Origin of the sequence: Streptomyces sp. NBC_00252, from assembly GCF_036187565.1 — a bacterium.
Taxonomy (GTDB): Bacteria; Actinomycetota; Actinomycetes; order Streptomycetales; family Streptomycetaceae; genus Streptomyces.
Map to the genome: position 1 here is coordinate 1824368 of NZ_CP108087.1, position 25093 is coordinate 1849460.

General features: G+C 70.3%; 23 protein-coding genes. 11 read left to right on the plus strand and 12 right to left on the minus strand.

The window, feature by feature from the left end:
- Window positions 1–70 precede the first annotated feature (70 nt).
- The 5 genes from OHT77_RS07975 to OHT77_RS07995 form a co-directional block, all read right to left on the minus strand.
- A complete protein-coding gene (locus tag OHT77_RS07975; protein ID WP_328827337.1) occupies window positions 71–1069 on the minus strand; it encodes an N-acetylglucosamine kinase in 999 nt (332 codons plus the stop codon).
- Window positions 1069–2316, minus strand: coding sequence for a 6-phospho-beta-glucosidase (locus OHT77_RS07980; protein WP_328827338.1), 1248 nt, complete (start codon window positions 2314–2316; stop codon window positions 1069–1071). Before OHT77_RS07980 ends, OHT77_RS07975 begins: the two co-directional genes overlap by 1 nt.
- Window positions 2313–3215: a carbohydrate ABC transporter permease gene (locus OHT77_RS07985; RefSeq protein WP_328827340.1), complete on the minus strand. Its 903-nt coding sequence runs from the start codon at window positions 3213–3215 to the stop codon at window positions 2313–2315. Before OHT77_RS07985 ends, OHT77_RS07980 begins: the two co-directional genes overlap by 4 nt.
- Window positions 3216–3282: 67 nt before the next feature.
- Window positions 3283–4245, minus strand: a complete 963-nt coding sequence (locus OHT77_RS07990) for a carbohydrate ABC transporter permease (protein ID WP_328827342.1) — start codon at window positions 4243–4245, stop codon at window positions 3283–3285.
- A 4-nt stretch (window positions 4246–4249) separates the two neighbouring features.
- Window positions 4250–5596: an ABC transporter substrate-binding protein gene (locus OHT77_RS07995; RefSeq protein WP_328827344.1), complete on the minus strand. Its 1347-nt coding sequence runs from the start codon at window positions 5594–5596 to the stop codon at window positions 4250–4252.
- Between the two features lie 134 nt (window positions 5597–5730).
- On the opposite strand from OHT77_RS07995, the gene OHT77_RS08000 reads away from it, so the two are divergent.
- Together OHT77_RS08000 and OHT77_RS08005 are read left to right on the plus strand one after the other, a co-directional pair.
- A complete protein-coding gene (locus OHT77_RS08000) occupies window positions 5731–6561 on the plus strand; it encodes a GntR family transcriptional regulator (protein WP_328827345.1) in 831 nt (276 codons plus the stop codon).
- 109 nt (window positions 6562–6670) lie between these two features.
- Entirely contained in the window at window positions 6671–7744 is a 1074-nt protein-coding gene (locus OHT77_RS08005; RefSeq protein ID WP_328827346.1) for a glycosyl hydrolase family 18 protein, read from the plus strand.
- 72 nt (window positions 7745–7816) lie between these two features.
- On the opposite strand, the gene OHT77_RS08010 is transcribed toward OHT77_RS08005, so the two are convergent.
- From OHT77_RS08010 to OHT77_RS08025, 4 genes are all read right to left on the minus strand, one after another.
- A complete protein-coding gene (locus OHT77_RS08010; protein WP_328827347.1) occupies window positions 7817–9208 on the minus strand; it encodes an amidohydrolase family protein in 1392 nt (463 codons plus the stop codon).
- Between the two features lie 157 nt (window positions 9209–9365).
- A complete protein-coding gene (locus OHT77_RS08015) occupies window positions 9366–10913 on the minus strand; it encodes a Na+/H+ antiporter (RefSeq protein ID WP_328827348.1) in 1548 nt (515 codons plus the stop codon).
- Between the two features lie 5 nt (window positions 10914–10918).
- Window positions 10919–11188, minus strand: a complete 270-nt coding sequence (locus tag OHT77_RS08020) for an Atu4866 domain-containing protein (protein ID WP_328827349.1) — start codon at window positions 11186–11188, stop codon at window positions 10919–10921.
- 77 nt (window positions 11189–11265) lie between these two features.
- Window positions 11266–12909, minus strand: coding sequence for an MFS transporter (locus tag OHT77_RS08025; protein WP_328827350.1), 1644 nt, complete (start codon window positions 12907–12909; stop codon window positions 11266–11268).
- Window positions 12910–13287: 378 nt separating this feature from the next.
- Here OHT77_RS08025 and OHT77_RS08030 point away from each other — a divergent pair, with 378 nt between their 5' ends.
- Together OHT77_RS08030 and OHT77_RS08035 are read left to right on the plus strand one after the other, a co-directional pair.
- On the plus strand, window positions 13288–14289 hold the full coding sequence (locus OHT77_RS08030; protein ID WP_328827351.1) for a LysR family transcriptional regulator: 1002 nt from the start codon (window positions 13288–13290) through the stop codon (window positions 14287–14289).
- Between the two features lie 157 nt (window positions 14290–14446).
- On the plus strand, window positions 14447–15184 hold the full coding sequence (locus OHT77_RS08035) for a YoaK family protein (protein ID WP_328827352.1): 738 nt from the start codon (window positions 14447–14449) through the stop codon (window positions 15182–15184).
- A 404-nt stretch (window positions 15185–15588) separates the two neighbouring features.
- On the opposite strand, the gene OHT77_RS08040 is transcribed toward OHT77_RS08035, so the two are convergent.
- Window positions 15589–16242: a hypothetical protein gene (locus tag OHT77_RS08040; protein ID WP_328827353.1), complete on the minus strand. Its 654-nt coding sequence runs from the start codon at window positions 16240–16242 to the stop codon at window positions 15589–15591.
- Between the two features lie 225 nt (window positions 16243–16467).
- Between OHT77_RS08040 and OHT77_RS08045 the strand changes: the two genes are divergently transcribed.
- The 3 genes from OHT77_RS08045 to OHT77_RS08055 are packed head-to-tail and all read left to right on the plus strand — an operon-like array spanning window position 16468 to window position 18640.
- The gene (locus tag OHT77_RS08045; RefSeq protein ID WP_328827354.1) at window positions 16468–17532 is read left to right on the plus strand and encodes an aromatic ring-hydroxylating dioxygenase subunit alpha; all 1065 of its coding nucleotides are present in this window, start codon (window positions 16468–16470) and stop codon (window positions 17530–17532) included.
- Window positions 17529–17708 carry a hypothetical protein gene (locus tag OHT77_RS08050; protein WP_328827355.1) on the plus strand — a complete coding sequence of 60 codons (180 nt, stop codon included), beginning with the start codon at window positions 17529–17531 and terminating at the stop codon, window positions 17706–17708. Before OHT77_RS08045 ends, OHT77_RS08050 begins: the two co-directional genes overlap by 4 nt.
- On the plus strand, window positions 17705–18640 hold the full coding sequence (locus OHT77_RS08055; protein ID WP_328827356.1) for a PDR/VanB family oxidoreductase: 936 nt from the start codon (window positions 17705–17707) through the stop codon (window positions 18638–18640). The genes OHT77_RS08050 and OHT77_RS08055 overlap by 4 nt, the downstream gene beginning before the upstream one ends.
- Here the strand turns inward: OHT77_RS08055 and OHT77_RS08060 are convergent.
- Window positions 18591–19364: an IclR family transcriptional regulator domain-containing protein gene (locus OHT77_RS08060; RefSeq protein ID WP_328827357.1), complete on the minus strand. Its 774-nt coding sequence runs from the start codon at window positions 19362–19364 to the stop codon at window positions 18591–18593. The two genes, OHT77_RS08055 and OHT77_RS08060, sit on opposite strands and share 50 nt — an antisense overlap.
- Window positions 19365–19564: 200 nt before the next feature.
- Between OHT77_RS08060 and OHT77_RS08065 the strand changes: the two genes are divergently transcribed.
- Genes OHT77_RS08065 through OHT77_RS08080 form a run of 4 tightly spaced genes read left to right on the plus strand, consistent with a single transcriptional unit; the run spans window position 19565 to window position 22906 of the window.
- The gene (locus tag OHT77_RS08065; protein ID WP_328827358.1) at window positions 19565–20533 is read left to right on the plus strand and encodes an ABC transporter substrate-binding protein; all 969 of its coding nucleotides are present in this window, start codon (window positions 19565–19567) and stop codon (window positions 20531–20533) included.
- The gene (locus OHT77_RS08070; protein ID WP_328827360.1) at window positions 20530–21303 is read left to right on the plus strand and encodes an ABC transporter permease; all 774 of its coding nucleotides are present in this window, start codon (window positions 20530–20532) and stop codon (window positions 21301–21303) included. The genes OHT77_RS08065 and OHT77_RS08070 overlap by 4 nt, the downstream gene beginning before the upstream one ends.
- Window positions 21300–22079: an ABC transporter permease gene (locus OHT77_RS08075; protein WP_328827361.1), complete on the plus strand. Its 780-nt coding sequence runs from the start codon at window positions 21300–21302 to the stop codon at window positions 22077–22079. Before OHT77_RS08070 ends, OHT77_RS08075 begins: the two co-directional genes overlap by 4 nt.
- Window positions 22080–22099: 20 nt before the next feature.
- Entirely contained in the window at window positions 22100–22906 is an 807-nt protein-coding gene (locus OHT77_RS08080; RefSeq protein WP_328827362.1) for an ABC transporter ATP-binding protein, read from the plus strand.
- On the opposite strand, the gene OHT77_RS08085 is transcribed toward OHT77_RS08080, so the two are convergent.
- A complete protein-coding gene (locus OHT77_RS08085; protein WP_328827364.1) occupies window positions 22896–25073 on the minus strand; it encodes a discoidin domain-containing protein in 2178 nt (725 codons plus the stop codon). The two genes, OHT77_RS08080 and OHT77_RS08085, sit on opposite strands and share 11 nt — an antisense overlap.
- Window positions 25074–25093 lie beyond the last annotated feature (20 nt).

Genomic DNA, 25093 nt, shown 5'->3' on the forward strand with positions numbered 1-25093 from the left:
GACGCCTGGGTGAAGGACAGCCTGGTCGCGATCTTCGGACGCGGCCAGGCTGTTCCGTGCACGGAGCCGATCATGGGGTGCCGCTCCCCCGGAACCCCGCGCGCAACCGTGCCTCGGCATCGGCGGCCGGGTCCGGATGCAGGTCCAGGGCCGCCAACGCCGCGCCGAGCAAAGGGGGTTCGGCGCACACCACCGGGCGGACGTTCGGCACGGCAGTCCGCAGGCGGAGTTCGACGTCGTCGAGGAGGGCCTGGTGGCCGGCGGCCAACACGCTGCCGCCCAGGATCACTTCGGGGTCCGGGGCGGTGGCGAGCTGGAGGCGGCACAGGACGGTCAGCGCCATTCTCGCGATCTCCGAGGCGAGCCGTTCGACCAGTTCGGCCGCGATCTCGTCGCCCTCGTCGCGGGCCGCGAAGACGGCCGGGCAGAGTTCGCTGAGGCGGAGCGCGGGGAGGTCGCCGTGGTGGAGGGCGGTGGTGACGTCGGCGACCGAGGCGAGGCCGAAGTGCTCGATCACCGCCGTACGCAGGGCTGTTCGCGGGCCGCGGCCGTCCTCAGCGCGCGCCGCGTGCCACAGCGCCGACGTCCCTACGTCGATGCCACCGCCCCAGTCCCCGGAGATCCGGCCCAGCGCTGCGAAGCCGGTGGTACGGCCGTCGGGGGCGACGCCGACGCAGTTGATGCCGGTGCCGCAGACCACGCCGACACCCCATGGGCGGCTGGCACCGGCGCGCAGGACGGCGTAGGAGTCGTTGTCGACGCGCTGGGTGACCGCCCACCGCCGGGCACCGACCGCCTCGCGCAACGCCTTGATCTCGTACGGCAGATCGGCCCCGGCGAGGAACGCCGTGATCCCGTCCACCACGACGTCGTCCGCCACGCCCGCCGACGCCATCGCCTCCGCGCGCAACGCGGCGAGCACCTCCATCGCCGCGCCGACACCGACCGCCTGCGGACGGAACCCGCCGCCCCGCGCACGGCCCAGGATCGTGCCGTCCGTCCTCAACACGGCAACATCGGTCTTGGAGTTGCCGCCGTCGACGGCGAGCAGCAGACCTGTTGTGTTCATCAGGCCCACCACAGGTGTTCGCGGTTGGCGGCGACGAGCTTGGCCGCCAACTCCTCGGCCACCTTGACCTGTCCGACGAGCGGATGCGCCAGCAACGCGGTCGCGACCCGGTCGACACCGCCGTGCAGGGCCGCTTCCAGGGCAAGTTCCTCGTACGCCGTCACATGCGCGATGAGTCCGGCGAACAGCGGCTCCACGGCCGTGACGGGCAAGGGAGTCGCACCCTGTGCGTCGATGCGGGAGGGCACCTCGATGACGGCGTCGTCGGGGAGGAAGGGCAGCGTGCCGTTGTTGCGGACGTTGGCGACGCGGACGTCACCGGTGTCGGCGGTGAGGGCGTGCACCAGCTGCACGGCGGCCTCGGAGTAGTAGGCGCCGCCGCGCTTGTCGAGCAGGGCGGGCTTCTCGGTCAGGGCCGGGTCGGCGTACATCTTCAGCAAATCGCCCTCCATCTGGGCGACTTGCTGGGCGCGGGAGGGCTCGGCGAGCTGCTCGCGGAGGACCTCGTCGTGGGCGTAGTAGTAGCGCAGGTAGTACGACGGGACCACGCCCAGGCGACGGACCACGTCCAGCGGCATGCGCAGTCGGTCGGCGAGGGCCTGGCCGTGTTCGTCGAAGATGCGCGGCAGGACGTCGACGCCGTCGAGCCGCACCGCCCGTTCCCAGGTGAGGTGGTTGAGGCCGACGTGGTCCAGGGCGACGCGCTCGTGGTCGACGCCGAGCCAGTCGGCGAAGGTGCGCTGGAAGCCGATGGCGACGTTGCAGAGGCCGACCGCCTTGTGTCCGGCGTCCAGGAGGGCGCGGGTGACGATGCCGACGGGGTTGGTGAAGTCGACGATCCAGGCGTTCGGGGCACGCTTGGCGACCCGTTCGGCGAGGTCGAGGACGACCGGGACGGTGCGCAGCGCCTTGGCCAACCCGCCTGCTCCGGTGGTCTCCTGGCCGATGCAGCCGCACTCGTGCGGGAAGGTCTCGTCCACGTGCCGGGCGGCCTGGCCGCCGATGCGGAGCTGGAGGAGGACGGCGTCGGTGCCGTCGATGCCCTCGTCCGGGTCGGCGGTGGTGGTGATCTTCGCGGAGCTGCCCTGGCGGGCCAGGATGCGGCGGCCGAACGGGGCGATGACGTCGAGCCGGTCCGGGTCCGGGTCGACCAGGGCGATCTCGGTGACGGGCAGGCCCAACCGGGCGAATCCGTCGATGAGTTCGGGGGTGTACGTGGATCCGCCACCGACAACGGTGATCTTCAACCTTTGACTCCTGTCAGTGTGACGCCCTCGATGAAGGCCTTTTGTGCGAAGAAGAAGACGATGATCACCGGCGCCATCGCGATGAGGGTGGCCGCCATGGTGAGGTTCCACTGCACCGCGTGGGAGGTCTTGAAGGTCGCCAGGCCCAGGGCGAGGGTCCAGTGGGCGGGCGTCTCGCCGGTGTAGATGAGCGGGCCGTAGTAGTCGTTCCAGGCGTTGAAGAAGGAGAAGAGGCCGACCGCGACGAGGGCGGGGCGCATCATCGGCAGCACCACCCGGGTGAGGACGCGGAGTTCGCCGCAGCCGTCGATGCGGGCCGCGTTGAGGTAGTCCTCGGGGACGGTGAGCAGGAACTGCCGGAGCAGGAACACCGAGAAGGCGTCGCCGAAGAGGGAGGGGAGCACCAACGGCCAGATGGTGCCGGTGAGATGGAACCTGGCCCACATCAAGTACATGGGGATGACGAGGACTTGGGGCGGCAGCATCATCATGGTGATGACGCAGAGGAAGGCCACGTTGCGGCCCTTGAAGCGGAGCCGGGCCAGCGCGTAGGCGATGGGGACGCTGGACAGCAGGGTGGCGGCGGTCGCGGCGACGGCGTAGAGCACGGTGTTGGCGAGCCAGGTGCCGATCGGGGCGGTGCTGAAGACCGTGCGGTAGTTGGACCACTGCCAGTGGTGGGGCCACAGGCTGGTGGTGAGGGACTGGCCGTCGGTCATCAGCGAGGTCAGGAAGATGAACACGATCGGGCCGATGAAGGCGCAGGCCAGGCCGACGGCGATGGCGTGTTCGGCGATCCAGATCAGGGTCTGGCGGCGGCCGGCCCGGCCGCGCGCGGCACGGTGGGGGGAGGCCGCGCGGGTCTGCCGGGTGGGTGCGGGGGCGTAGGTCGTGGTCATCGCGGTGACTCCTCGGTGGCCGAGTCCCGTGCGGGCGTGGCAGCTTTCCGATGGGTGAAGCGGTTGGTCATCGCGGTGACTCCTCGATGTCGAAGCCGGAGGCGCGGCGGAGAAGGACGACGGTGAAGGCCATCGCGACCACGAAGAGCACCACGGCCAGCGCGCAGGCGTAGCCCGCGTGGAACTGGTTGAAGCCGGCGATGTAGAGCTGTTGGGGGAACGTGAGGGTGGAGCCGTCCGGATAGCCGGGCGCGGCCTGGATGTTGCCGTTGGCGACCTGGGAGGCGACCATCGCCTGGGTGAAGTACTGGAGTCCTGCGATGACTCCGGTGACGGTCGCGAACAGGACGACCGGGGAGATCGTGGGCAGCGTGACGAAGCGGAAGCGGTGCCAGGGGCCGGCGCCGTCCAGCTCGGCGGCTTCGTAGAGTTCGGCGGGGACTTCCAGCAGGGCAGCGAGGAAGATGACCATCATCGTGCCGCTGCCCCACAGGGCGAGCAGGGTCAGGGCCGGTTTGGACCAGTCCGGCGAGTTGAACCAGAGTGGTCCGTGGATGCCGAGCAGGCCCAGGATCCGGTTCACCGGGCCGGAGTTGGGGTTGAACATGCAGACGAAGGCGACGGTCGCGGCGACCGGCGGGGCCAGCGCGGGCAGATAGAACAGGGTACGGAACAGGCTCGCCCCGGCCTTGAGGCGGGCGGTGACCATGGCCACGCCGAGGGCGAAGAGCACCTGCGCCGGGACCATGATGACCACCAGCCAGGCGGTGTTGCGGACCGCGTGCCAGATCAGCGGGTCGCCGTCCAGCAGATAGCGGTAGTTGCGCAGCCCGACGAACTGGGCCTGGGAGATCATGTTCGAGTTGGTGAAGGACAGCCAGACCGTCATCACCAGCGGGTAGACCAGGAAGACGGCGAAGCCGACCAGGCCGGGGGCCAGGAAGAACAGGACGCGCAGCCGGTTGCGGCGCAGGCGTGCCTTCAACGGCGCTGTGGCGAGCGGGAGTTGCGTGAGCTGGTGGGTGGCCATGCCGTCACTGCCCCAGCTTGAGCGCGGCGTTGTTCTGCTTGTCGACGGCGGTCAGCCCGGCCTTCAGGTCGGCCACGCCGCCGCTCTGCCACTTCTCCACGAAGTGACCGAAGTTGGTGAGGTACGCGCCGCCGTCGGCGCTGGCCGGCGTGGTGGTGGTGAGCGGGTTCTTGTAGACCTCCAGGAACGGCGCGAAGTCGGGGTCCTTGGAGAGGCCGAGCGCGGGCGAGTCGAGCGCGGCCTTGGTGGTGGGGACGTTGCCGATCGCGTCGGCCAGCATGGTCAGCGCGTCGGTGTCGGTGGTGAGAAACTTGATCAACTTCCAGGCGGCGCCGGGGTGTTGGGCACCGCGCGGCATGCCGATCACGTTGCCGCCGACGTAACCGGCGCCGTACAGGTCGGACTTGCCGTCGGCGGCGGGTACCGCGGCGGTGCCGTACTCGACGTTCGCCTTGTCGTTCTTGATGAAGGCGTTGCGCCACTCGCCGTCGACCATCATGGCCAACTTGCCGGTCTCGAAGGCGTTCTGGGCGGAGAACTCGTCGCCCATGCCCGCCTTGAAGGTGACGAGCTTCTTGGCGCCGAACCAGTCGACGAGGCTCTTCTGCCAGGTCAGTGCCTGGGCGAAGGCGGGGTCGGCGCCGACGTTGGACTTGCCGTCGGCGGTGAGCCACTTGCCGCCCCAGCTGGGGACCAGGTGCTCGGTGAGCATCTCGTAGGCGCCGAGGTAGGGCATGAACCCGGCGGTCTTGATCGAGCCGTCGGCGTTGAAGGTGGTCAACTTCTTGGCGTCCGCCGTCAGTTCGGACATCGTCCTGGGCGGGGAGGCTATCCCGGCCTTCGCGAAGAGCTTCTTGTTGTAGTACAGGCCGAAGGTGTCGGCGAGCCACGGCATCGTGCAGCGCTTGCCATCGAAGGCGGTGTAGGACTGGACGGCCTTCGGGATCTGGCTCATGTCGACGTGGTCGGCCTTGATGTCCGGGGTGAGGTCCTGGAAGGCCCCGCTGGAACACCAGCCGCCGACGTTCGCGGCGTTGAACGAGGACGCCACGTCGGGCGCGGTGCCGCCGCGGATCGCCTGGTTGACCTTGTCGTCGGTCTGCGCGGCGACGGCCTTGACCGTGATGTACGGGTATTTCTTGTGGAACTTGGCCAGCACCGCGTCGACCGAGGCGATCTCGTGCGGGGAGCTGAGGCCGTGCCAGAAGGTGATGGTGACCGGGGTGGTGTCGTCGGCGCCGGTGTCCGCCTTCGACGTGGCGCCGCCGGTGGTGCATGCTGCGGCCAGCAGCGCCGTTACCGCGAGCAGCGACGCGGCGACGGTACGGCGGGCGGTACGGGACTCGGACATGGAACCTCCGGCAACTTTGCTTACCACTTATTGACCAGTGGGCACATGTTGAGGCACCATTTGGGCACTGTCAAGCAAGCATTTCGGAAGTGGACCGCAAGAAAAATGACCACCGGTATGGAAAGTTGGTAGGAATGGTCAGCGGTGAGAGCCGTTGGGAGAAGCGGGAACGCATCCGCACCCACCTCCTCGACCTGGTCGAGGAGACCGGCCCCGGACGTCCCCTCCCGGGCGAGCGGCAGCTGTGCGGGGAACTCGGAGTCTCCCGCCCCACCCTGCGCGCGGTGGTCGACGACTTCGTCCGCGACGGTCTGCTGGTGCGGGAGCACGGGCGCGGCGTCTTCGTCGCCCGCGCCAAGGTCGCCCAGCACCTCAGCGGCGCCGCCCCCGGGCAGGCCCAGGGGCTGGGCGTCGGCGGTGTCGACGGCACGTGGGCGAGCCGCACCCTGGACTTCAAGACCGTCGCCGCGGGACCCCGGATCGGCCGCCGGCTGGGCATCGCGCCCAGCGAGCAGATCCTGCGGATCACCCGGCTGCGCACGGTCGACGGCGACCCGATGTGTGTGGAGACCCTGCACATCCCGCACGCGCTGGTCCCCGGACTGTCCGCCCGCGACCTGGAGACCGACTCCTTCTACCGACTGCTCGGCCGGCGCTACGAGATCCTGCTGACCGACGCCGCGCAGAGCATCGAGCCGACGGTGGTCGACGAATGGGAGGCCGAGGTCCTCGGCGTCTCCGTGCACACCCCGGCCCTGCTCTTCGAACGGGCGGCCAGGGACGCCGACGGCCGGGTCGTCGAGTTCACCCGGTCCGTCTACCGAGGCGACCGCTACCGCATCTTCACCAGGCTGTCCCTGGCCGCCCGGCCCGACGGCGGACGCGTCGTCGACGGCTCCTGGTCGGCGGCCACCACCGTCCCCGGCGCCGACACCCTGGTCTTCGACCCCTACTGGACCAACTAGGCACCTCCGCCCACCAGTTCACCGCGCCGGTCCGCCGGCCGACGCGGCGATCCCGCACGCCCTTCCCCACCCGGAAGTCACGCCCCTCCCCCACCAGAAAGGACCGCTCATGTTCCGTCACGCAGTCACCGTGACCGGCGTCGTGGCCGCCACGGTCACCACCCTGCTCGCCTGTACGGCCTCGGTCCCGGCCGGCGCCTCCCCCTCCGCCGCCTCGGGCGTCCAGCTGCAGACCTGGCTCTACCCCGGCTCGACCGGCGACTCCACCTGCACCGCCAAGAGCGAGTACGCGGACAACAGGGTCAAGAACGGCGCCCTCAACCCCGAGTACTGGTCGGTCGGCGGCAACGGCGCGGTGACCCTGGAGACGACGGCCGACGGCAGCTGCAACACCTACAGCGCGGCCAACGTCGCCGACCTCAAGGCGCACTCCGCGTACCAGTACCCGACCCTCTCCGGTATGACCACCGCCGACGTCCACGCCCTGGTCAGCAGCAACAGCACGCGCACGGCGGCCGTCACCAAGGTCACCTCCCTGGTCAGCGACGCCGGACTCAGCGGCGTCGACGTCGACCTGGAGGACTACTGGTCCTGGAGCGCCGCCGACTTCACCAACTACAAGACGTTCCTCAAGCAGTTGGCCACCGCCCTGCACGCCAAGGGCAAGCGCCTCCAGGTCGACGCCCCGGCGATGACCGAGGACGCCTCGTTCTACGACTACGCCGCCGTGGCGGCCACCGGCGCCGACGACGTCGTGATCATGGCGTACGACGAGGAGTTCGACACCGCGCCGGGCGCCCGCTGCCTGCCCATCAGCCCCTACGACTGGCTGAAGAAGGTCACCACGTACGCGCAGAGCAAGGTCACCGACCCCAGCCGCCTGATCATCGGCCTGCCGTCCTACGGCTACAGCGCGCCCGACCCGTGCGACCTCGACTCCGTGACGGGCAACATACAGTTCAGCGACATGAATAAGAGCCCCGGCTTCTCTTCGAACCCGACCACCACAGAGAGCCGCCGGGACGCCTCCTCCGGCGAGATCCGCTGGGTCTCCGGCGGTGTCCTCTACGACTACGTCGACAGCGTGGCGATGAACCGCAAGCTCGCCGTCCTCAAGGGCCTCGGCGTCACCAAGGTCTCGGTGTGGTCGCTGGGCGGCGGCAACCCCTGGTTCTCCAACTGACCTGCCTGATGCGCCAGTTGCACTGATGTGGCGGGCACCCCGAGACCGGGGCGCCCGCCGCACCGACTCCTCTTACTTCGAGGGTGTGTTGAGCACGTGGTCGCGGGACGCGCCGACCTCGGCGCGCAGTTGCGGGAGGTTCACGTCGAGCACCTGACCGTCCCACTTGCGCGGCTGCCCGCCGACGAACACAGCGGTGATGTTGCGGGCGTCGGAGCCCGACACCAGTGTGCCGATCGGGTCGTTGAGCGGCATGTTGTTGATGTCCTCGGCCTGCACGACCAGCAGGTCGGCCTTCTTGCCGACGGTGAGCGAACCGGTGACGTCGCCGAGCCCGTTGGTCCGGGCGCCCTGGAGGGTGGCGAAGTCGAGGACGTCGTGCGTGGTGATGCGGGAGAGGTCGCCGCCGGTGCCGTAGGCGGCGTTGACGGCGCGCATCCGCTGGATCGCGAGCAGGGCCCGCATCTGGGTGAACAGGTCGCTGGCGAGGGCGACTTCGACGTCGACGCTCAGTCCGGGGCGGATGCCGACGGCGAGTGCCTCGTCCACCGCCGGGATCGCCGTCTCCAGGCCGATCTGCGCGTCGGAGGTGGGGGCCAGCGCGACCGTCGTACCGGACTCCCCCATCGCCTTCCACGCCTCGGTGCTGAGCCCTGTGGAGTGGATCAGCGTGACGTCGGGGCCGAGGATGCCGTGCTCGGCCCAGGACAGCACGGCCCGCGAACCGGAGGCGCCGAAGACCGCGTCGACGCTGACACCGACGGCCAGGTCGGCTGCCGTACGGGCGAGTTCGGGGCCGTAGGCGAGGGCGGGTCCGGCGATCTCGTCGGTGGCCAGGGTCGCCAGGCGGAGGGTGAGGAGCTGGTCGGTGCTGCTGAAGTAGCGGTCCTTGAGGCGGCTCAGGTCGGCCGGCCACTGGTGGTCCCAGTCGCCGAAGTGCGGGCCCATGGAGGCGTGGACGCCGCGGATGCCGGTGTCGCGGAGGGCCTCGATCGCGGCCTCGGAGTGCTCGCGGGTACGGGAGTTGTGCGAGAAGTCGAGCATCGTGGTGATGCCGCTGTCGAGCGCGGTGAGCGCCGCGAGTCTGGTGCCGATGTACATGTCCTCGGGCCGGTACACGGTGGCGTACCCGGCGAGGGTGGTCATCACATAGCCGCCGAGGTCGTCGACGTCGGGCATGATCCGGCGCAACTGGGCTTCCCAGGCGTGCCGGTGGGTGTCGACGAGGCCGGGCGCGAGGAGGGTGCCGGAGGCGTCGACGACCACCGCGCCGTCGGCCGTGAGGTTCGGCCCGATCGCGGCGATGGTGTCGCCCTCGACGAGCAAGTCGCCGTGCACGGTGCGCAGTTCGGGGTCCATCGTGACGATGGTCGCGCCGGTGAAGAGGATGCGGCGGCTCGGGTCGGCGGACTGACGGCGCAGTCGGTCGAGGAGAGCGGCGCTGGTGGTGTCGTCGGCGTTCATGAGAGCCCTTTTCGGATGTCGTCGGATGACGTCGGGCGACGTCGGGTGAGCTGTGGTCCAGGATTCGATCCGCGTCCGTACGGCAACCAGGCCGCCGTTTCCCTAGGTGCGCCGCACCCAGGACGGCCCTCGCCCACCGCCGCGGCCCCCCGGCCGGCTACGGCCGCCCGAGCCGGATCTCCTCCACGTCGAGGACCTCCTGCACGGACCGCAGCACGATGTCGTCGATACGGCCGCTGTCGCGCAGGTCGGTGAGGGCGTCGCGTTTGACCTGGAGCAGGGCGAGTTGGAGGTGTCGTACGCTCTCGCGGCGCTGTGCGGAGCCGGGTCGCGGGGCCGTGCGGTCCTCGATGTCCTGGACCATGCGCCGGGTGTCCTCCTCGGCCACCCCGTACCGCTCGGCGAGTTCCGGCAGGGCGGCGAGCGCGGCGCCGCTCAACCGGCAGCGGGCGAGGGTGAGTTCGGCGCTCTTGTCCGCGTCGGCCGGGAAGCGGGCCCGGCGGACCATGGCCGGCAGGGTGGGCCCGAGGAACGCGAGGGTGACGACGATGACGACCGCGGTGATGAAGACGACGGCGTCCCGCTGCCCGACGATCCGCCCCTCGGCGGTGGTCGCGGGCACGGTCAGCGCGGCGGCCAGCGAGATGGCGCCGCGCATCCCCGCCCAGGCCAGCGGGAGCCGCTGCGGGGCGGTGATCCGGCGGTCCCGCTGCTGCGGGCGCCGGTCCAGGAGCCGTACCAGGTAGGGCACCGAGTAGAACCAGAGCAGCCGGGTGCCGAGCACCGCGACACTCACCGCGAGCGCGGCGACCGTCGCCTGCAACAGTGACACGGACGTCAACGCTCGGACAGCGGCTGGCAGTTGGATGCCGACGAGTACGAACAGGGCGCCGTTCAGCAGATAACTCGCCACCTCCCAGAAGGCGATGGCCTGGATACGTGCCTCGGACCCGATGACCCGTGGCCCGAACCACGCCGACACCAGACCGCAGACGACGACCGCCAACACCCCGGAGACATGCAGGAGTTCGGCGGGCAGATAGGCGAGGAAGGGGGTCGCGACGCTCAGCACGCTGTGCAGCAGCGGCTCGGGCAGCCGGCACCTGACCGGGATGATGAGCAGCGCGACGGCCGCGCCGATCAGGATGCCGCCGCCGTAGGACGCCACGAAGGCGAGCGCGGTGCCGGACCAGGAGAAGGGGTGCTCGTCGGTGACGACGTCGATGGTCACGGCGAGCAGGACCAGCGCGGTCCCGTCGTTCAGGAGGCTCTCGGTGCGCAGCACGGTCAGGATGCGGCGCGGCATCGCCTTGGCGACCGCGGCGACGGCCGCCGCGTCCGTCGGGGCGAGCACCGCGCCGAGGACGAAGGCGATCGGCCAGCCGTAGCCCAGCGCGTGGGCCACGGCGGCGACCGCGACGGCGGTGGCGAGGACCAGCCCGGTGGACTGGAGCGCGATGCTGCGGAAGTTGTTGCGGATCTCCCGCACCGAGGAGGTCAGCGCCTCCCAGTACAGCAGCGCGGGCAGGAAGAGGAACAGGACGACGTCCGGGGAGAGCGCGAACGACGAGAAGTTCGGTGTCAGTCCCACGAGCGTGCCCACGGCGAGCAGCAGCAGGGGTTCGCTCAGGCCCGTACGACGCGAGAGCCAGCCCATGAGCAGGACGGCGAGCGCGACGACGACGGTCAGTTCCAGGCTGTCCACGTCGGTCACCTCGGCCGGGGGCCGGTGCCCTCCCGGTACAGGACGAGGTGCTCGTGGAAGAGCACGCCGTCGCGGACGTCACCGGTGGCGGTGAACCCGGTGTCGTCGACGTAGTCGATGTGGTCGCCGGTCACGGTGTAGCTGCCGGTGTAGGCGCTCCGGCGGTTTCCTCGGGCCTCGTCGTAGCGGCCGTTCGGGAGGAGCTCCTGCCGGATGTGCCCGTCGGCGGTGACCCACATGCCGACGAAGGGGTGCGGTGCTGCGTTCGTGTTCATGGCTCCACGCTCGCGTTCCCGCGCACGGGTAACCAGGCCACACCTCTCCTGGGTGTCCGGCACCCACCCTGAGCCCTTCAGACGGAGGGGGTCTCCGTCCTGGGGACCACGGGTCCTACGGTGGCGTCGAAGGCGTGGGTCACCTCGGGCTCGACGCCGGGCAGGAGCAGCGCGCGGACGCGGTCCTCGAAGCCCCGGTCGGTGGTGGTGAGCCGGTTGTGGTGCTGGGCGAGGTGCTCGGCCCAGGAGCCGACGAGGTAGTTCTCGATGAACCGGCCTGCTTCGTTGCCGTCCTGGAAGAGTCCCCAGGTCAGGGCTCCGGTACGGCGGCGGGAGTGGGCGACGCGGTCCATGGCGTCGATGAACGCGGCGCAGTCGTCCGGTGCCACGTGGTAGACGACGGAGACCAGCACCGGGCCGTCCGCGAGGCCGGGCTCGAAGACCAGGGGCGGGGTCGGCCAGTGGTCGGAGAGGGAGGGGTCGATGCCCTCCATGCTGTAGAGCTTCCACCGGTAGAGGGTGAGCGCGCTGAGCAGCATGACCACGGTGCCGACGAGGAGGGCGGTGGTCAGGCCCAGCCATTGGACCAGGGCGCCCCAGACGGGGGCGGCGACAGCCTGGCCGCCCTGGAAGACCAGCAGGTAGACGGCGAGACCGCGGGCCCGGACCCAGCCGGGGAGGCGGGTCTGGATCGCCGCGTTCAGGGTGGACAGCACGCCGATCCAGGCGACCCCGGCGGGCAGCAGCGCGAGGACCGCGATCCAGACGATGTGCACGGTCGCGAGGACCAGCAGGACGACGGCGAACATGACGGCACCGGCGGCCAGGATGCCGTTGATACCCAGGTGTTGGCGCAGCCACGGCAGCGCGAACGCGCCCCCCACCGCGCCGACCCCGACCGCGCCGAGCAGCAGGCCGTAGCCGCCCGAGCCCATCCCGAGCGAGTCGGCGGCGATCAGCGGAAGCAGCGACCACAGAGCCGCCGCACCGGGGATGAACAGGGCGGTGCGGAGCAGGACCCGGCGGACGCCCGGAGCGTTCCAGACATAGCGGCGGCCCGCGTGCAGCGCGGTCAGGAGCCGTTCCTGCTGCCCGGCCGGGACGGCGGTCTTCGGGCGGTGCCACAGCACCAGTACGGCGGCGATCCCGAGGAACGACAGCGCGTTGAAGCCGAACACCCAGCCCGCGCCGGCCGCCGCGACGACGACACCGCCGAGCGCGGGACCGACCGCCCGCGCCAGGTTCATGTTCACCGCGCCCAGCGCCGACGCCTGCCCCAGCTGCTCCCGCTCCACCAGCTCCGGCTGGATGGCCTGCCACGACGGCCCCATCAGCGCGGTCCCGCAGCCGAGGAGGAACGTCAGGACCAGCAGGGGTACGGCGGACAGCGCGTCCGCGAAGGCCAGCACGGTCAGCACCGCCGACACGGCGAACATCGCGACCTGCGCGACGACCAGCAGCCCGCGCCGGTCGAACCGGTCCGCAAGCACGCCCGAGGGCAGCGCCAGCAGCACGATCGGCAGACTCGACGCCGTCTGCACCAGCGTCACCATGGTCGCCCCGTGCCCGAGCAACAGCCACTGAGCGCCGACCGTCTGCATCCAGGTACCGATGTTCGACACGAACTGGGCGATCCACAGCGCCCGGAACACCGGCCGCCCCAACGGCGCCCAGGCCGAGCCGGACTCCGCGCCCTTCCCCGTCGTCGTACGCGCGCTCATGCTGCTGCTCCCGGGGCGAGGTGTGCGGTCGTTCGAGAAGAAGGTACGGCAGCTCAGTGCGGGTCGGGCCACCAAGCCGCCGTAAAACCGGGCCCGCCGTGGGACCGGTCCGACGGTCGGTCAGAAGCAGCCGTAGAGCGGGGCGAGCGTGCCGTCGGCCTTGTGCGGGGCGGGTCGGGGCGGGGGTCAGGTCGTCCGACGACACCGCTGACGGTAGGTCTGCGACAATGGATCGGTCCAACACATAGTTCTGCTCGAATCAATCGCCTTCACAGATCGCGGGCAAGGACAGTCACGGACGACGGGCAAGGGCGGAACAAGGCCGGACAAGGCCGGCCACCGGATCGCGGCGGACAGGCACGGACACGGGAGGCGGCCATGGACCTGAGGCACCTGAAGTACTTCCTCGCGGTCGCCGAGACCCGCAACTTCACGCAGGCGGCGGCCAGTTGCTACGTCGCGCAGTCCGCGCTCAGCCAGCAGATCGCCCGCCTGGAGAAGGACGTGGGCGCCCAGCTCTTCAGCCGCACCAGCCGTTCGGTCCGGCTGACGGCCGCCGGGGAACTCCTCGAACCGCTCGCCCGCCGCATCCTCGCCGACGTCGACAACGCGCAGGCCGCCCTCGACGCCCTGTCCGGACTGCGGCGCGGGCGACTGCGCCTAGGGCTGCTGCAGACGCGGGCCTCCTCGGTGGACCTCGTCGAGGTGATGGCCGACTACCACGCCCGCCACCCCGGCATCGACTTCCATGTGACCAACGCGCCCAGCGCGGAGATGGCCGCCGCGGTCCTCGCCGGGGAGCTCGACATCGCCGTGGTGGGCCTCGGACCGCGCCAAGTCCCGGACGGGCTGGACCACTTCGTCCTGGACAGCGACCCGCTCGTCCTCGTCGTACCCGCCGACCACGCGCTGGCCGACGGCGGTGACGTCGTCGACCTCGCCGACCTGCCGGACACCCACCAGCTCATCCAGTTCACCCGGGGCAGCGGACTGCGCCGGCAGGTCGAGGCCGCGTTCGCCCGCGCGGGAGTGGAACCGGGCCAGCACTTCCAGGTCGGCCAGATCCAGGACATGGTCCGGCTGGCGGCTCGGGGGATCGGCGTGACGGTCGTACCGCGATCGTCGGTGCTCGGCGGTGACCCGCTGCCGGGCGAGCGGTCACCCGTCTCCGGTCCCGACACACCACCCGGCGCGGCCCCCGGGTACGCGCTCCCCTACGGGGCCCGCGCGCTCCGTATCGCCGACGAGGCGGCGACGCACACCATCTGCGTGGTCCACGACAGCAAGCGGCTGGCACCGGCCGCCGCCGCGTTCCTCGACGTGGTGGAGCGGCACGCGGCCAGATACCGGGACGGCGGGTCACCGGCGATCGATCGCTGACGCCGATTGCTGCACCCGCATCCATATGTTGGACGAAACGCTCCCGCGGCGCGAGGCTCGGAGGAGGAAGTCGAGAGCCCGGCGACCCGGTGGACCTGCCCAACGGGACACCGCGAGGCCGGACCCCCGGGAACCCGCCGCGAAGGGGAGCAATGCCATGTCTGCCGTACTGCGGGACGCGTGGACCACGGTCGTGCCCGACATGGAGGACCGGCACGGCCCGCTCCCTCCGCTGATGCTCGCGCTGACGGTGGTGACCGGGCTCGTGGACGCCTTCAGCTATCTCGTCCTGGGCCATGTCTTCGTCGCGAACATGACCGGCAACGTCGTCTTCTCCGGCTTCGCGATCGCCGGTGCGGCGGGTTTCTCGCTGGCGGCCTCGCTCGCGGCGCTGGCCGCGTTCGCCGCGGGCGCCCTGATCGGCGGGCGGCTCGCGCACGGGGCCGGCGCCCACCGCGGCCGGGTGCTGCACCTCGCCCTGCTGCTGGAGACGACCCTGGTCCTGGCCGCGTATGTCGTCGCCCAGGTCACGGACACCTCGCACGTGACCACGGCCGTCCAGTACTCCCTGATCGTGCTCCTCGGTCTCGCGATGGGCGTGCAGAACGCCACCGCCCGCGCCCTGGCCGTGCCCGACCTGACCACGACCGTGCTGACGCTCACCATCACCGGCATCGCCGCCGACAGCCGTCTCGCGGGCGGCAAGGGCAGCAAGGTCGGCCGCCGGCTGCTGTCGGCCGGAGCGATGTTCGCCGGCGGTCTCGCCGGTGCCGTGGCAGTCGAGCACGGCGGCCGGGCACTGCCCCTGCTCTTCGCCGCGGCCCTGCTGGTGACGGCCTCCGTCACCGCGTTCGCCCTGACCCACTCCGACGCCTCGTGGACGAAGCCGCTGTGACGCCGTCCTGGCCCCAGTGAGGGAGCGGCTTCCGGCCCGCGCTTCTCGAACTCGCCCTGACCGTCGAAGCCGGAGCCGACGCCCTGACCGCCGACGACGACAGGATCGTCCGCTGCCGTTCCTGACCGAGAGCGGCGGACGCCCCCTGGCCCGGGTCATGGAACTGCTCGGCGCGCATCGTCGTACCACGCTACGTCGCCCGCCTACGCCAACTCCTCACCACAGCAGCCCAGTTCGGCACCTGGCCGCACACCCAGACCCCCGTCCCACCACCGACCCGGAAACACCCGGACCGGCCCCACACCCCGCAAGCCTCTCCCGGTTCCTGCCTGCCGTGACGTCCGCTCAGGCACCCACCGGCGACCGAAGCACCCGAGTGGAGTGGGCCGTCTGCGCCCCGGTCATCAACCCTGCTGGGGCTCACCCAGTGGGAGTCCGCAGTCGCGGATCCAGGCCTGCCCCGCGGGCGTCCACGCGACACGGGCGCCGAGGGAGACCCAGACACCGAACTCACCCGGGGACGGCTCGCCATGCTGTGACTCAAAAGCACTGTTCATGCAGAGCAGCACACCGCAGTCCTTGGGCTCCGGAAGGCCGCGCCAGGCGCAGTCCCAGAAGGCGCTCAGACTCAGTGGCCCGAGCACGGAGACCATCCGGTCCAGTTCCTCCTCGGTGCAGTCGTCCTCGGCCTCACTGTCGGGAGTACCGAACGGCGGGGTCGTGTCCACGGACACCATCACGCCCTCGGGAAGCGGCCAGAGGTCGGCCAGGCCGGGGCTGAGCCGTAGATCCGCCGTGAGACAGGACTTCCGCTGCTCCACGTGGAACTCGATGGCATCACGGTGCTCGAGTTCGTCCAGGAAGGGGAAGACGACGACGGGGTCCCGGTCCGCGACCATGCGGGCGGTGTTGAAGAAACGCAGGGCGTGCGCATACTGCTCGGCGGTCCTGATCGGTTCCAGCCGGGGCCAGGGGGCTGTGCTCCATTCGGCCAGGTCGCGCATGATCGCCCGCGCCCCGGCCAGCGCACTGGGGGCGTCGGCAAAGGGCTCGCGCACTCGATAGAGCGTTGAGGACAAGGAATGCACCTTCCGAACAAGGGCGGGGCGGACGCGCCATCACGGTACGTGTCCGCCCAGGCCCCGGTGACAGCCCCGCCCCCTCCCCCGAAACCCTTCCGCCTGACAGAAGCCGCCTTGCCGTGCCCCCGCCCCCGTCACGACCCTGATTCCAACCACGGCACGCGGGGCGACGAAGCCCCGCCGACAGGGACGGGATCACCCATGCCGCACATGACCGCCTTCGCCAGGAACCAGTGGTACGTCGCCGCCTACAGCCACGAGGTCGGCCGCGACCTGCTCGGCCGGACGATCCTCGGTGAGCCCCTGGTCTTCTACCGCACCGAGGACGACGGCACCGCCGTAGCGCTGCACGACCGGTGTGTGCACCGCAGGTTCCCGCTCTCCGAGAGCCGGCTCGACGGGGACCGTGTCGTGTGCGGCTATCACGGCTTCACCTACGACACGTCCGGCGCCTGCGTGTACGTGCCGGGGCAGAAACGCATCCCCCGCACCGCCCGCGTCGCCTCCTACCCGGTGGTCGAGCAAGACGCGCTGATCTGGGTGTGGATCGGCGATCCGGCGCTCGCGGACCGGCAGATCATCCCCCGCGCCCCGCATCTCGCCTCCCCCGACTGGGTCACCGTCAGCGGCATGGAGCCGATCGACGCCGACTACGGCCTCCTCGTCGACAACCTCCTCGACCTGTCCCACGAGACGTATCTGCACGGCGGTTACATCGGCTCCCCCGAGGTCGCGGAGACCCCGATCACCACGGAGGTCGACGAGGGCGCGGGCGTCGTACGGGTGAGCCGGCACATGGACGACGCCGAGTGCCCGCCGTTCTACGCCAAGTCCACCGGAATACAAGGGCGGATCACCCGCTGGCAGGACATCGAGTACCACGCGCCCTGCCTGTATCTGCTGCACAGCCGCATCGCACCCGTGGGCGTGGTCCCCGACGAGGACGGCAGCGACCCGAACGGCTTCCACACCGAGATCACCTACGCCATCACACCCTCCTCGGACGGCAAGGTGTACGACTTCTGGGCGGTCTCCCGCGACTGGGCCACGGCCGACGCCGAGGTCACCGAGTTCCTGCGGAGCAACAACCACACCGTGGTCATGCAGGACGTCGACGCCCTCAACCTCCTTCAGAAGACGCTGGGTTCGGAGCGCACCGGCTATCAGGAGCTGAGCATCAACATCGACACCGGCGGTCTCGCCGCCCGCCGTATCCTCGCCCGTCTCGTCGAGGAGGGCGCCAAGCCCGTGGAGAGGGTCCAGTGACCGCTCCGACCGGCGAGGTCTACCGCATCGACTGGCTGCCGGGCACCGACGTCCTGCACGGCACCTGCCACTGCGGCCGCGAGCACACCTCCCAGGACCCGGTCGAGATGTGGGAATGGATGCTCGCCCACCCCCGCGGCCACGCGGTCGACGATCCGCAGGGAGCCGGCGCATGACCGATCACGAAGCCGAACTCATCGTGGAAACAAAGGAGTTCGCCGCCGATGGCGTCCTCGCTCTCACTCTGCGCCATCCGCTCGGCGAGCAACTCCCCGCCTGGGAACCGGGCGCCCACATCGACGTCCTGCTCGGCCCCGGCCTGGAGCGGCAGTACTCGCTGTGCGGCGACCCGGCGGACCGTACGTCATGGCGGATCGCGGTGCTGCGGGAGCCGGACGGGCGGGGCGGATCGGCTTATGTGCACGGGCAGTTGGAGCAGGGCGACAAGGTACGGGTGCGCGGCCCGCGCAACCACTTCCGTCTGGAGCCCGCCCCCCGCTACCGCTTCGTCGCGGGCGGCATCGGCATCACACCCCTGCTCCCGATGCTGGCCGCCGCCGAGGCGGCGGGCGCCGAGTGGAGCCTGCTCTACGGCGGTCGCACCCGCAACTCCCTCGCGTTCACCGAGGAGTTGGAGCGGTACGGCGACCGCGTCACCGTCGCCCCGCAGGACGAGGCCGGGCTGCTCGACCTGCCGTCCGTGCTCGACGACGTCCCGGACGGCACCCTCGTCTACTGCTGCGGTCCCGGGCCGCTGCTCGACGCGGTCGAGGCACGGTGTCCCGGCGACGTCCTGCGCGTGGAGCGGTTCCAGCCGAAGGTCCACGTGGTGGACGCCGACGGCGAGTTCGAGGTGGTGCTGGAGCAGAGCGGCAAGACGTTGACCGTCCCGGTGGGTGTGTCCGTGCTCGACACCGTGCGCGCCGCCGGTGTCGAGGTGCTGTTCTCCTGCACCGAGGGCACCTGCGGGACCTGCGAGACGGATGTCCTGGACGGCGTACCGGACCACCGGGACTCGGTGCTGAGCGAGGACGAGCGGGCGGCCGGGGAGACGATGCTCATCTGCGTCTCGCGCTGCCGGGGGAAGCGGCTCGTGCTGGATCTGTGATCCTCAGGTCGTCGTCGATCAGGGCCGCGGCGGCGAGGAGTTGAGGCAGCAGGTCCCGTCGTACGGCGTCGACGGAGCACCGTCCTGCGGGCATCGCGATGCTCACGCCGGCCACCACCGCGCCGTCCCGGTCCCGCACCGGGGCGGCGACCGCGCGCAGGCCTTCCTCGAGCTCCGGGTCCACGAGTGCGTGCCCCTCGTGCCGGATGCGGTCAAGTTCCCTGCGCAGCGCGCCGGTTGGGCGACGGGTGTCGAGTTCCCCGGCGGGCAGATGGGCGAGGAGCACCCGGCCCGCGGCGGTGGCACGGGCGGGCTGGCGGGTGCCCACGGCGATGGTGACGGCCAGGACGCGGCGGGCCGGCTGACAGGCGACGTGGACGGCGTCGTCGCCGTCGAGGACGCACAGGGACGCCGACTCCCCTGTGTGGGCGACGAGTTGCTCCAGATGCGGGGTCACGGTCTGCGGCAGTGTGGAGCCGGCGAGGTAGGCGTAGCCGAGTTCCAGGACGCGCGGGGTGAGCCGGAAGAGCCGCCCGTCGGAGCGGACGTAGCCGAGGTCGGCCAGGGTCAGCAGGAGTCGGCGGGCCGCCGCGCGGGTCAGTTCACAGGCGCGGGCCACCTCGCTGAGCGTGCGCGCGGGGTGTTCGGCGTCGAAGGAGCGGATGACGGCGAGGCCGCGCTCGAAGGACCTCACGAAGTGCGGTGCGCGGACTGCCGCAGGCATCGTCGCCTCCCGTCGGGCGCACGGGGTGCGTCCCGGGAGCACGGTAGAAGCGCATTTCGATAACTGTCAACAATTTTGTTAGCCAAACCATTGACCCGGTCGGACGCCGGGTTCTACGTTCCCGCTGAACACCAAGAAGAGCACCCCTGTGCGCTGTGCGCACAGCCTGTCGGAACACCGTTGTCTGCACAGGAGGAGCCATGCGTCGTCTGCTCGCCGGTCTCACGGTCGGCACCTTTCTGTTCGCCACCGCGGCCTGTGGCTCGTCCGGCGGGTCGGGTTCGTCGAAGAGCACGTCGTCCGGGGGCACCACGACCGTCAAGGTGGGAGTCATCCCCATCGTCGACGTCGCCCCGCTCTACCTCGGCCAGAAGGAGGGCTTCTTCAGCAAGCACGGCCTGAAGCTGTCGATGACCCTCGCGCAGGGCGGCGCGGCCATCGTGCCGGGTGTGGTCAGCGGCCAGTTCCAGTTCGGGTTCTCCAACATGACCTCGCTGATGCTCGCCGAGTCGCAGAACGTCCCGGTGAAGGCCATCGCCAACGGCGTCGCCTCAACAGGCGTGTCCGGCAAGGACTTTGGGGCCCTCGTCGTCAAGAAGGGCAGCAGCCTGAAGTCGGCGAAGGAGCTGGAGGGCAAGAAGGTCGCGGTCAACACGCTGAAGAACATCAACGAGACGGCCGTCCGCGCATCCGTCCGCAAGGCCGGCGGCGACCCGGACAAGGTGAAGTTCGTCGAGCTCGCCTTCGACCAGATGCCGGCCGCGCTCGACAAGGGCCAGATCGACGCCGCCATGGCCGTCGAACCCGCGCTCACCACCATGCTCGACCAAGGCGCGCAGCAGATCGCCTGGCCGATGGTCGACGTGGCGAAGGACCTCACCGTCGCCATGTACTTCACCTCGCAGGCGTACGCGGCGAAGAACCCGGACACCGTGAAGAAGTTCCAGGAGGCCACCGCCGAGTCCTTGGCCTACGCCGACGCCCACCCGGACGAGGTCCGGCAGATCGTCGCCACCTACACGAAGGTCCCCTCCAGCGTGCTGGCCAAGGTGATCCTGCCCAAGTGGCCCGCGGACCCGAACCGTTCGTCGATCGAGGCGCTGAAGCAGCTGAGTGTGACGGACGGCCTCTTCAAGACGGCCCCCGACCTGGACAAGCTGCTCCCGTGAAGGGACTGAACACCGCACTCGGTGCGGCCGGACTCGCGGCCTTCCTCGCCCTCGGCGAGGTCGTGCCGCGCGTCGGCATCGTCAAGCAGGCCTATTTCCCGCCGACCAGCCGCATCGCCTCCGCGTTCTGGGACGAGCTCAGGGACGGCACGTTCTGGTCCGCGCTCGGCGACACCCTGACCGGCTGGGCCCTGGGCCTCGCGATCGCCGTCGGCGCGGGCATCGTCGTAGGCGTCCTGCTGTCGGTGGTCCCCCACCTCCGTGAGGCCACGGCCTCCACGATCGAGTTCCTCCGCCCGATCCCGTCCGTCGCCCTCATCCCGCTGGCGGTGCTGTTGTACGGCACGGAACTCAAGTCGGTGCTGCTGCTCGTCGTCTACGCCTCCTTCTGGCAGATCCTGATCCAGGTCCTCTACGGCGTCCAGGACGTCGACCCGGTCGCCGAGGAGACGGCACGGTCGTACGGTCTCGGTACCTGGGCCCGGGTCCGGCACGTGCTGTGGCCGAGCGCGCTGCCGTACGTCATGACGGGCGTGCGGCTGGCGGCGGCCGTCGCGCTGATCCTCACCATCACGGCCGAACTGGTCATCGGCGCACCGGGGTTGGGCGCGACGATCGCGGTCGCCCAGAGCTCGCAGGCCGTGCCCGAGATGTACGCGCTGATCGTGGTGACCGGTCTGCTGGGCCTCCTCATCAACGTGGGCGCGCGCACCGTGGAACGGCGGGCACTGGCCTGGCACCAGTCGGTGCGCGGGGAGGTGGCGGTGTGAGGCGCACCCTGGTCCGGCTGCTCTTCGTCGTCGCGCTCCCGGCCGTCCTGATCGTTCTGTGGTGGCTGGCCTCGGACGGCAGCACCAACGTGTACTGGCCGCCCCTGCGCACGATCCTGAAGACCTTCCCCGATGTGTGGACCGGCGACCGCCTCAGGACGGACGTCCTGCCCAGCATCCTGCGCCTGGCGGCCGGTTACGCCACCGCGGCCGTCGTCGGCGTCGCACTCGGCACGCTGATCGGCTCCTACCGCCGGGTCCGCGCGGTGTGCGAACCGGTCCTGGAGTTCCTGCGGGCCGTGCCGCCACCGGTGCTGGTCCCGGTCATCATGCTGTTCGCGGGCATCGGCGACACGATGAAGATCGTCGTCATCGCCAGCGGCTGCGTCTGGCCCGTCCTCCTCAACACCGTCGAGGGCGTCCGCGCGGTCGACCCGGTCATGAAGGAGACAGCCCTCTCCTACGGCGTGACGGGCGTCGCCCGGCTGCGCTCGCTGGTGCTGCGCTCGGCGAGCCCGCAGATCTTTGCGGGGCTGCGCCAGGCGCTGTCCATCGGGATCATCCTCATGGTCATCAGCGAGATGTTCGCGGCCACCGACGGCCTCGGTTTCACCATCGTCCAGTTCCAACGCAGCTTCGCCATACCGGACATGTGGACGGGCATCCTCGTCCTCGGGATCCTGGGATTCCTGCTCTCCGTCGTCTTCCAGGTGGTCGAGCGGCGGGTGCTCGGCTGGTACCACGGCCTGCGCGCCGCCACCCGCCGGTCCTCGTGACGCTCATGAAAGGGCGGTCCATGCACGCGCAACTCGACGTATCCGGCCTGCAGAAGGTCTACGAGGGTTCCGGTCGCCGGGTGGAGGCGGTGCGGGACCTCACCTTCACCGTCGACGCCGGTGAACTGGTCTGTCTCGTCGGCCCGTCGGGCTGCGGCAAGACGACACTGCTGAAGTGCATGGGCGGCCTGCTCACGCCCACCGCGGGCCACGTCCTCCTGGGCGGACAGAGGGTGACAGGACCGCCGCCCGGGATGGCGTTCGTGTTCCAGGAGTACGGGCGCAGCCTCTTCCCCTGGATGCGGGTCGGCGAGAATGTCGAACTCCCCTTGAAACAGAAGGACTTGTCGAAGGCGCGGCGGCGTGAACTGGTCGCGGACGCGCTGGAGTCGGTCGGTCTGACGGAGGCCGCGGGCGCGTATCCGTGGCAGCTGTCCGGCGGGATGCAGCAGCGGGTCGCCATCGCCCGCGCGCTCGCCTACGAGCCCGAGGTCCTGCTGATGGACGAGCCGTTCGCGGCGGTCGACGCGCAGACCCGGGCCGATCTGGAGGACCTGGTACGGGGGTTGTGGCGGGAGCGCGGCATCACGATCCTGTTCGTCACGCACGACATCGACGAGGCCGTGTACCTGGGCGAGCGCGTGGTCGTGCTGTCCGCGTCCCCGACCGTCGTCCAGGAGCAGCTCAAGGTCGATCTCCCCCTGGATCGCGACCAGTTGCACACCCGGGTCGCCCCGCGCTTCGCCGAACTGCGGACCCATGTCTACGAGCAGATCCAGGCGGCGAAGCGCGGGACTCTCCCGGTGCAGGACCGGCTCACGAAGTGAGGTACGCCTCCACCTCGCTCAACTGGGCGGCCGGCCAGCCGGTGTTGGCGGTGACGTTGAGCCGCACGTAGCGCAGGTTCGTGCCGCTGGGCAGAGCGACCGTCACGGTGTTCCCGGACGCCGGGTCGAAGCGGTAGCCGGTGGAGCCGACGACGGTCGAGTAGGCCGAGCCGTCGGTGCTGCCCAGCACGGACAGCGTCTGCGTGCGCGCGCCCCACGCGGACGACGGCGGCAGCTTCAGCACCAGCCTGCGCACAGCCTGGCTGGAGCCGAGGTCGACCGTCAGCGCCTGCGGGAAGGAGTTGTTGGTGGACTCCCAGTACGAGTTCGCGTCGCCGTCGACCGCCTTGCCGGGCGTGTAGACGTCCTGCGAGCCGGTCGCGGTGGCCGGGCGGCCCTTGGCGAGGTTGGTGTTCTGGTCCGGGGGCGGGTTGCCCTGGCCGGGCTGCGGCCAGGTCGAGCAGTCCGACCAGGTGCTGCTCCAGCCGGAGTTGCCGCCGCCGTCGGTGAGGGTGAAGGCCCCGGAGCCGGACGGGTAGGGGCAGTTGTAGATGCCGGCGACGCCTACGCCGGTGGCCTGTACGTTGCTGAACTTGGCCGCGCCCTGCGCCTCGGCCTGGACGACGACCGTGCCGGTGTTCTGCACGCTCGCGCCGCTGACGGTGACGTTGCCGGTGGAGTAGCCGTGCCCGCCGCCGGACACGAACTCGAAGGCGCTGTACGGGCTGTTGGTGATCGTCGTGTTGGTGATGTTGACGGTGGCGTTGACCGCGCTGTCGTAGGAGTCGACGCGCAACGCGCCCATGGGATGGCCCCAGTTGGGGTTGATCGCGCCGGTGCGGACGAGGGTGTTGCCGTCGACCGTGATCGTTCCGGCGAGCGGGGAGAAGGGGTCGAGGAACTTCTGGTTGGAGATCGCGATGCCGCTGCCGAGGGCGTTGGTGTCGGAGACCAGGTTGTTGCGGACGGCGATGTTCGTGCCGCCGTAGATCGCGATGCCGTTGGCGAGGTTCGGCTGCGAGATGGTGTTGTTCTCGAAACTGCTGTTGGTGTCCGGGGAGTTGAGCGACCACATGGCCAGGGAGTCGTCACCCTGGTTGCGGAGGAAGTTGTTGCGGACGATGACGCCGTGGGCGTTGCCGTTGAGGTTGAGGCCGTCGGCGGTGGTGTCAAGGATGCGGTTGTTCTCCACGACGAGGTTGTCGTTGTTGCCGGTCAGCCAGAGGCCGACCTTGAGGTGCTGGATCCACATCCCGGAGACCGAACTGCCCGGTCCCAGCGATCCGTTGACGAAGTTGTCCGGGTTGGAGTCGACGCGTTCGGTGACCTCGCCGATGACCCCGAAGTCCTTGATGTGGACACCGCCGGAAGAGCTGCTCTGGTCGATGAAGCGCGAGGTGTGCACGACCGAGTACCACTGACCGGCGCCCTGCAGCGTCACATTCTGCACGCCGCTGAGCGAGGAGGTGAGCCGGTAGTCGCCCGGCGGGATCCACACCACTCCGCCCTGCGCGGCGGAGATGGCGTCCCGGAAGGCCTGGGTGGAGTCGCCCGCGCCGCTGGGGTCGGCGCCCTTGGAGACCACGGACACCGAACCGGCGGGCTGCACGGCGGCCCCGGCGACCTGCTCGAAGTCGGCCACGTCGACGGTGACTTGAACCCCCGTGGCCACCAGCGCGACCTTGTCGCCCTGCTGCACGTTCTGGCCGAGGAGCAGGCGCGCGTTGTCGAAGAAGTGGTGCGTCTTGGCGCCGGCGATCCAACTGGTGTCCACGTACGAGTACTTGGACGTCACGGGGAGCGTTCTGCTGATCTTGACGCCGTTGACGTACACGTCGAGGCTGCCGCTCTGGCCGTCCGGGACGTTGTAGGACACGTTCACGGCGTTGGCCGCGCGCGGCACGGTGAACTCGACCCGCTGCCCGGACCCGAGCCGTACGGCCTGCCGCCCGGACGCCTCGGAGGCGATGGTCCCCTGGGTGTAGTCGGGGCCGATCTTCGTGCCGGTGGTGGCGGCCGACTCGGCCTCGACGGAGGTGAAGGGGAGGGAGGCGCCCGAGGCCGCGTGGGCGGCACCGGGGGCCAGGGCGACGAGCGTGCCGGCGGCGAGCGCGACGGCCGTACCGATGATTGGCATGCGCCTGACATACGGGATGGTGCTGTGCATGTGCTGATCCCTTCGAGGTG

Excerpts from the sequence above, each read along its gene's own strand:
- OHT77_RS07975 (WP_328827337.1), bottom strand. The coding sequence starts at position 1,069 with ATGAACACAACAGGTCTGCTGCTCGCCGTCGACGGCGGCAACTCCAAG.
- OHT77_RS07985 (WP_328827340.1), bottom strand. The coding sequence starts at position 3,215 with ATGACCACGACCTACGCCCCCGCACCCACCCGGCAGACCCGCGCGGCC.
- OHT77_RS07990 (WP_328827342.1), bottom strand. The coding sequence starts at position 4,245 with ATGGCCACCCACCAGCTCACGCAACTCCCGCTCGCCACAGCGCCGTTG.
- OHT77_RS07995 (WP_328827344.1), bottom strand. The coding sequence starts at position 5,596 with ATGTCCGAGTCCCGTACCGCCCGCCGTACCGTCGCCGCGTCGCTGCTC.
- OHT77_RS08000 (WP_328827345.1), top strand. The coding sequence starts at position 5,731 with ATGGTCAGCGGTGAGAGCCGTTGGGAGAAGCGGGAACGCATCCGCACC.
- OHT77_RS08005 (WP_328827346.1), top strand. The coding sequence starts at position 6,671 with ATGTTCCGTCACGCAGTCACCGTGACCGGCGTCGTGGCCGCCACGGTC.
- OHT77_RS08010 (WP_328827347.1), bottom strand. The coding sequence starts at position 9,208 with ATGAACGCCGACGACACCACCAGCGCCGCTCTCCTCGACCGACTGCGC.
- OHT77_RS08020 (WP_328827349.1), bottom strand. The coding sequence starts at position 11,188 with ATGAACACGAACGCAGCACCGCACCCCTTCGTCGGCATGTGGGTCACC.
- OHT77_RS08025 (WP_328827350.1), bottom strand. The coding sequence starts at position 12,909 with ATGAGCGCGCGTACGACGACGGGGAAGGGCGCGGAGTCCGGCTCGGCC.
- OHT77_RS08030 (WP_328827351.1), top strand. The coding sequence starts at position 13,288 with ATGGACCTGAGGCACCTGAAGTACTTCCTCGCGGTCGCCGAGACCCGC.
- OHT77_RS08035 (WP_328827352.1), top strand. The coding sequence starts at position 14,447 with ATGTCTGCCGTACTGCGGGACGCGTGGACCACGGTCGTGCCCGACATG.
- OHT77_RS08045 (WP_328827354.1), top strand. The coding sequence starts at position 16,468 with ATGCCGCACATGACCGCCTTCGCCAGGAACCAGTGGTACGTCGCCGCC.
- OHT77_RS08055 (WP_328827356.1), top strand. The coding sequence starts at position 17,705 with ATGACCGATCACGAAGCCGAACTCATCGTGGAAACAAAGGAGTTCGCC.
- OHT77_RS08060 (WP_328827357.1), bottom strand. The coding sequence starts at position 19,364 with ATGCCTGCGGCAGTCCGCGCACCGCACTTCGTGAGGTCCTTCGAGCGC.
- OHT77_RS08065 (WP_328827358.1), top strand. The coding sequence starts at position 19,565 with ATGCGTCGTCTGCTCGCCGGTCTCACGGTCGGCACCTTTCTGTTCGCC.
- OHT77_RS08080 (WP_328827362.1), top strand. The coding sequence starts at position 22,100 with ATGCACGCGCAACTCGACGTATCCGGCCTGCAGAAGGTCTACGAGGGT.
- OHT77_RS08085 (WP_328827364.1), bottom strand. The coding sequence starts at position 25,073 with ATGCACAGCACCATCCCGTATGTCAGGCGCATGCCAATCATCGGTACG.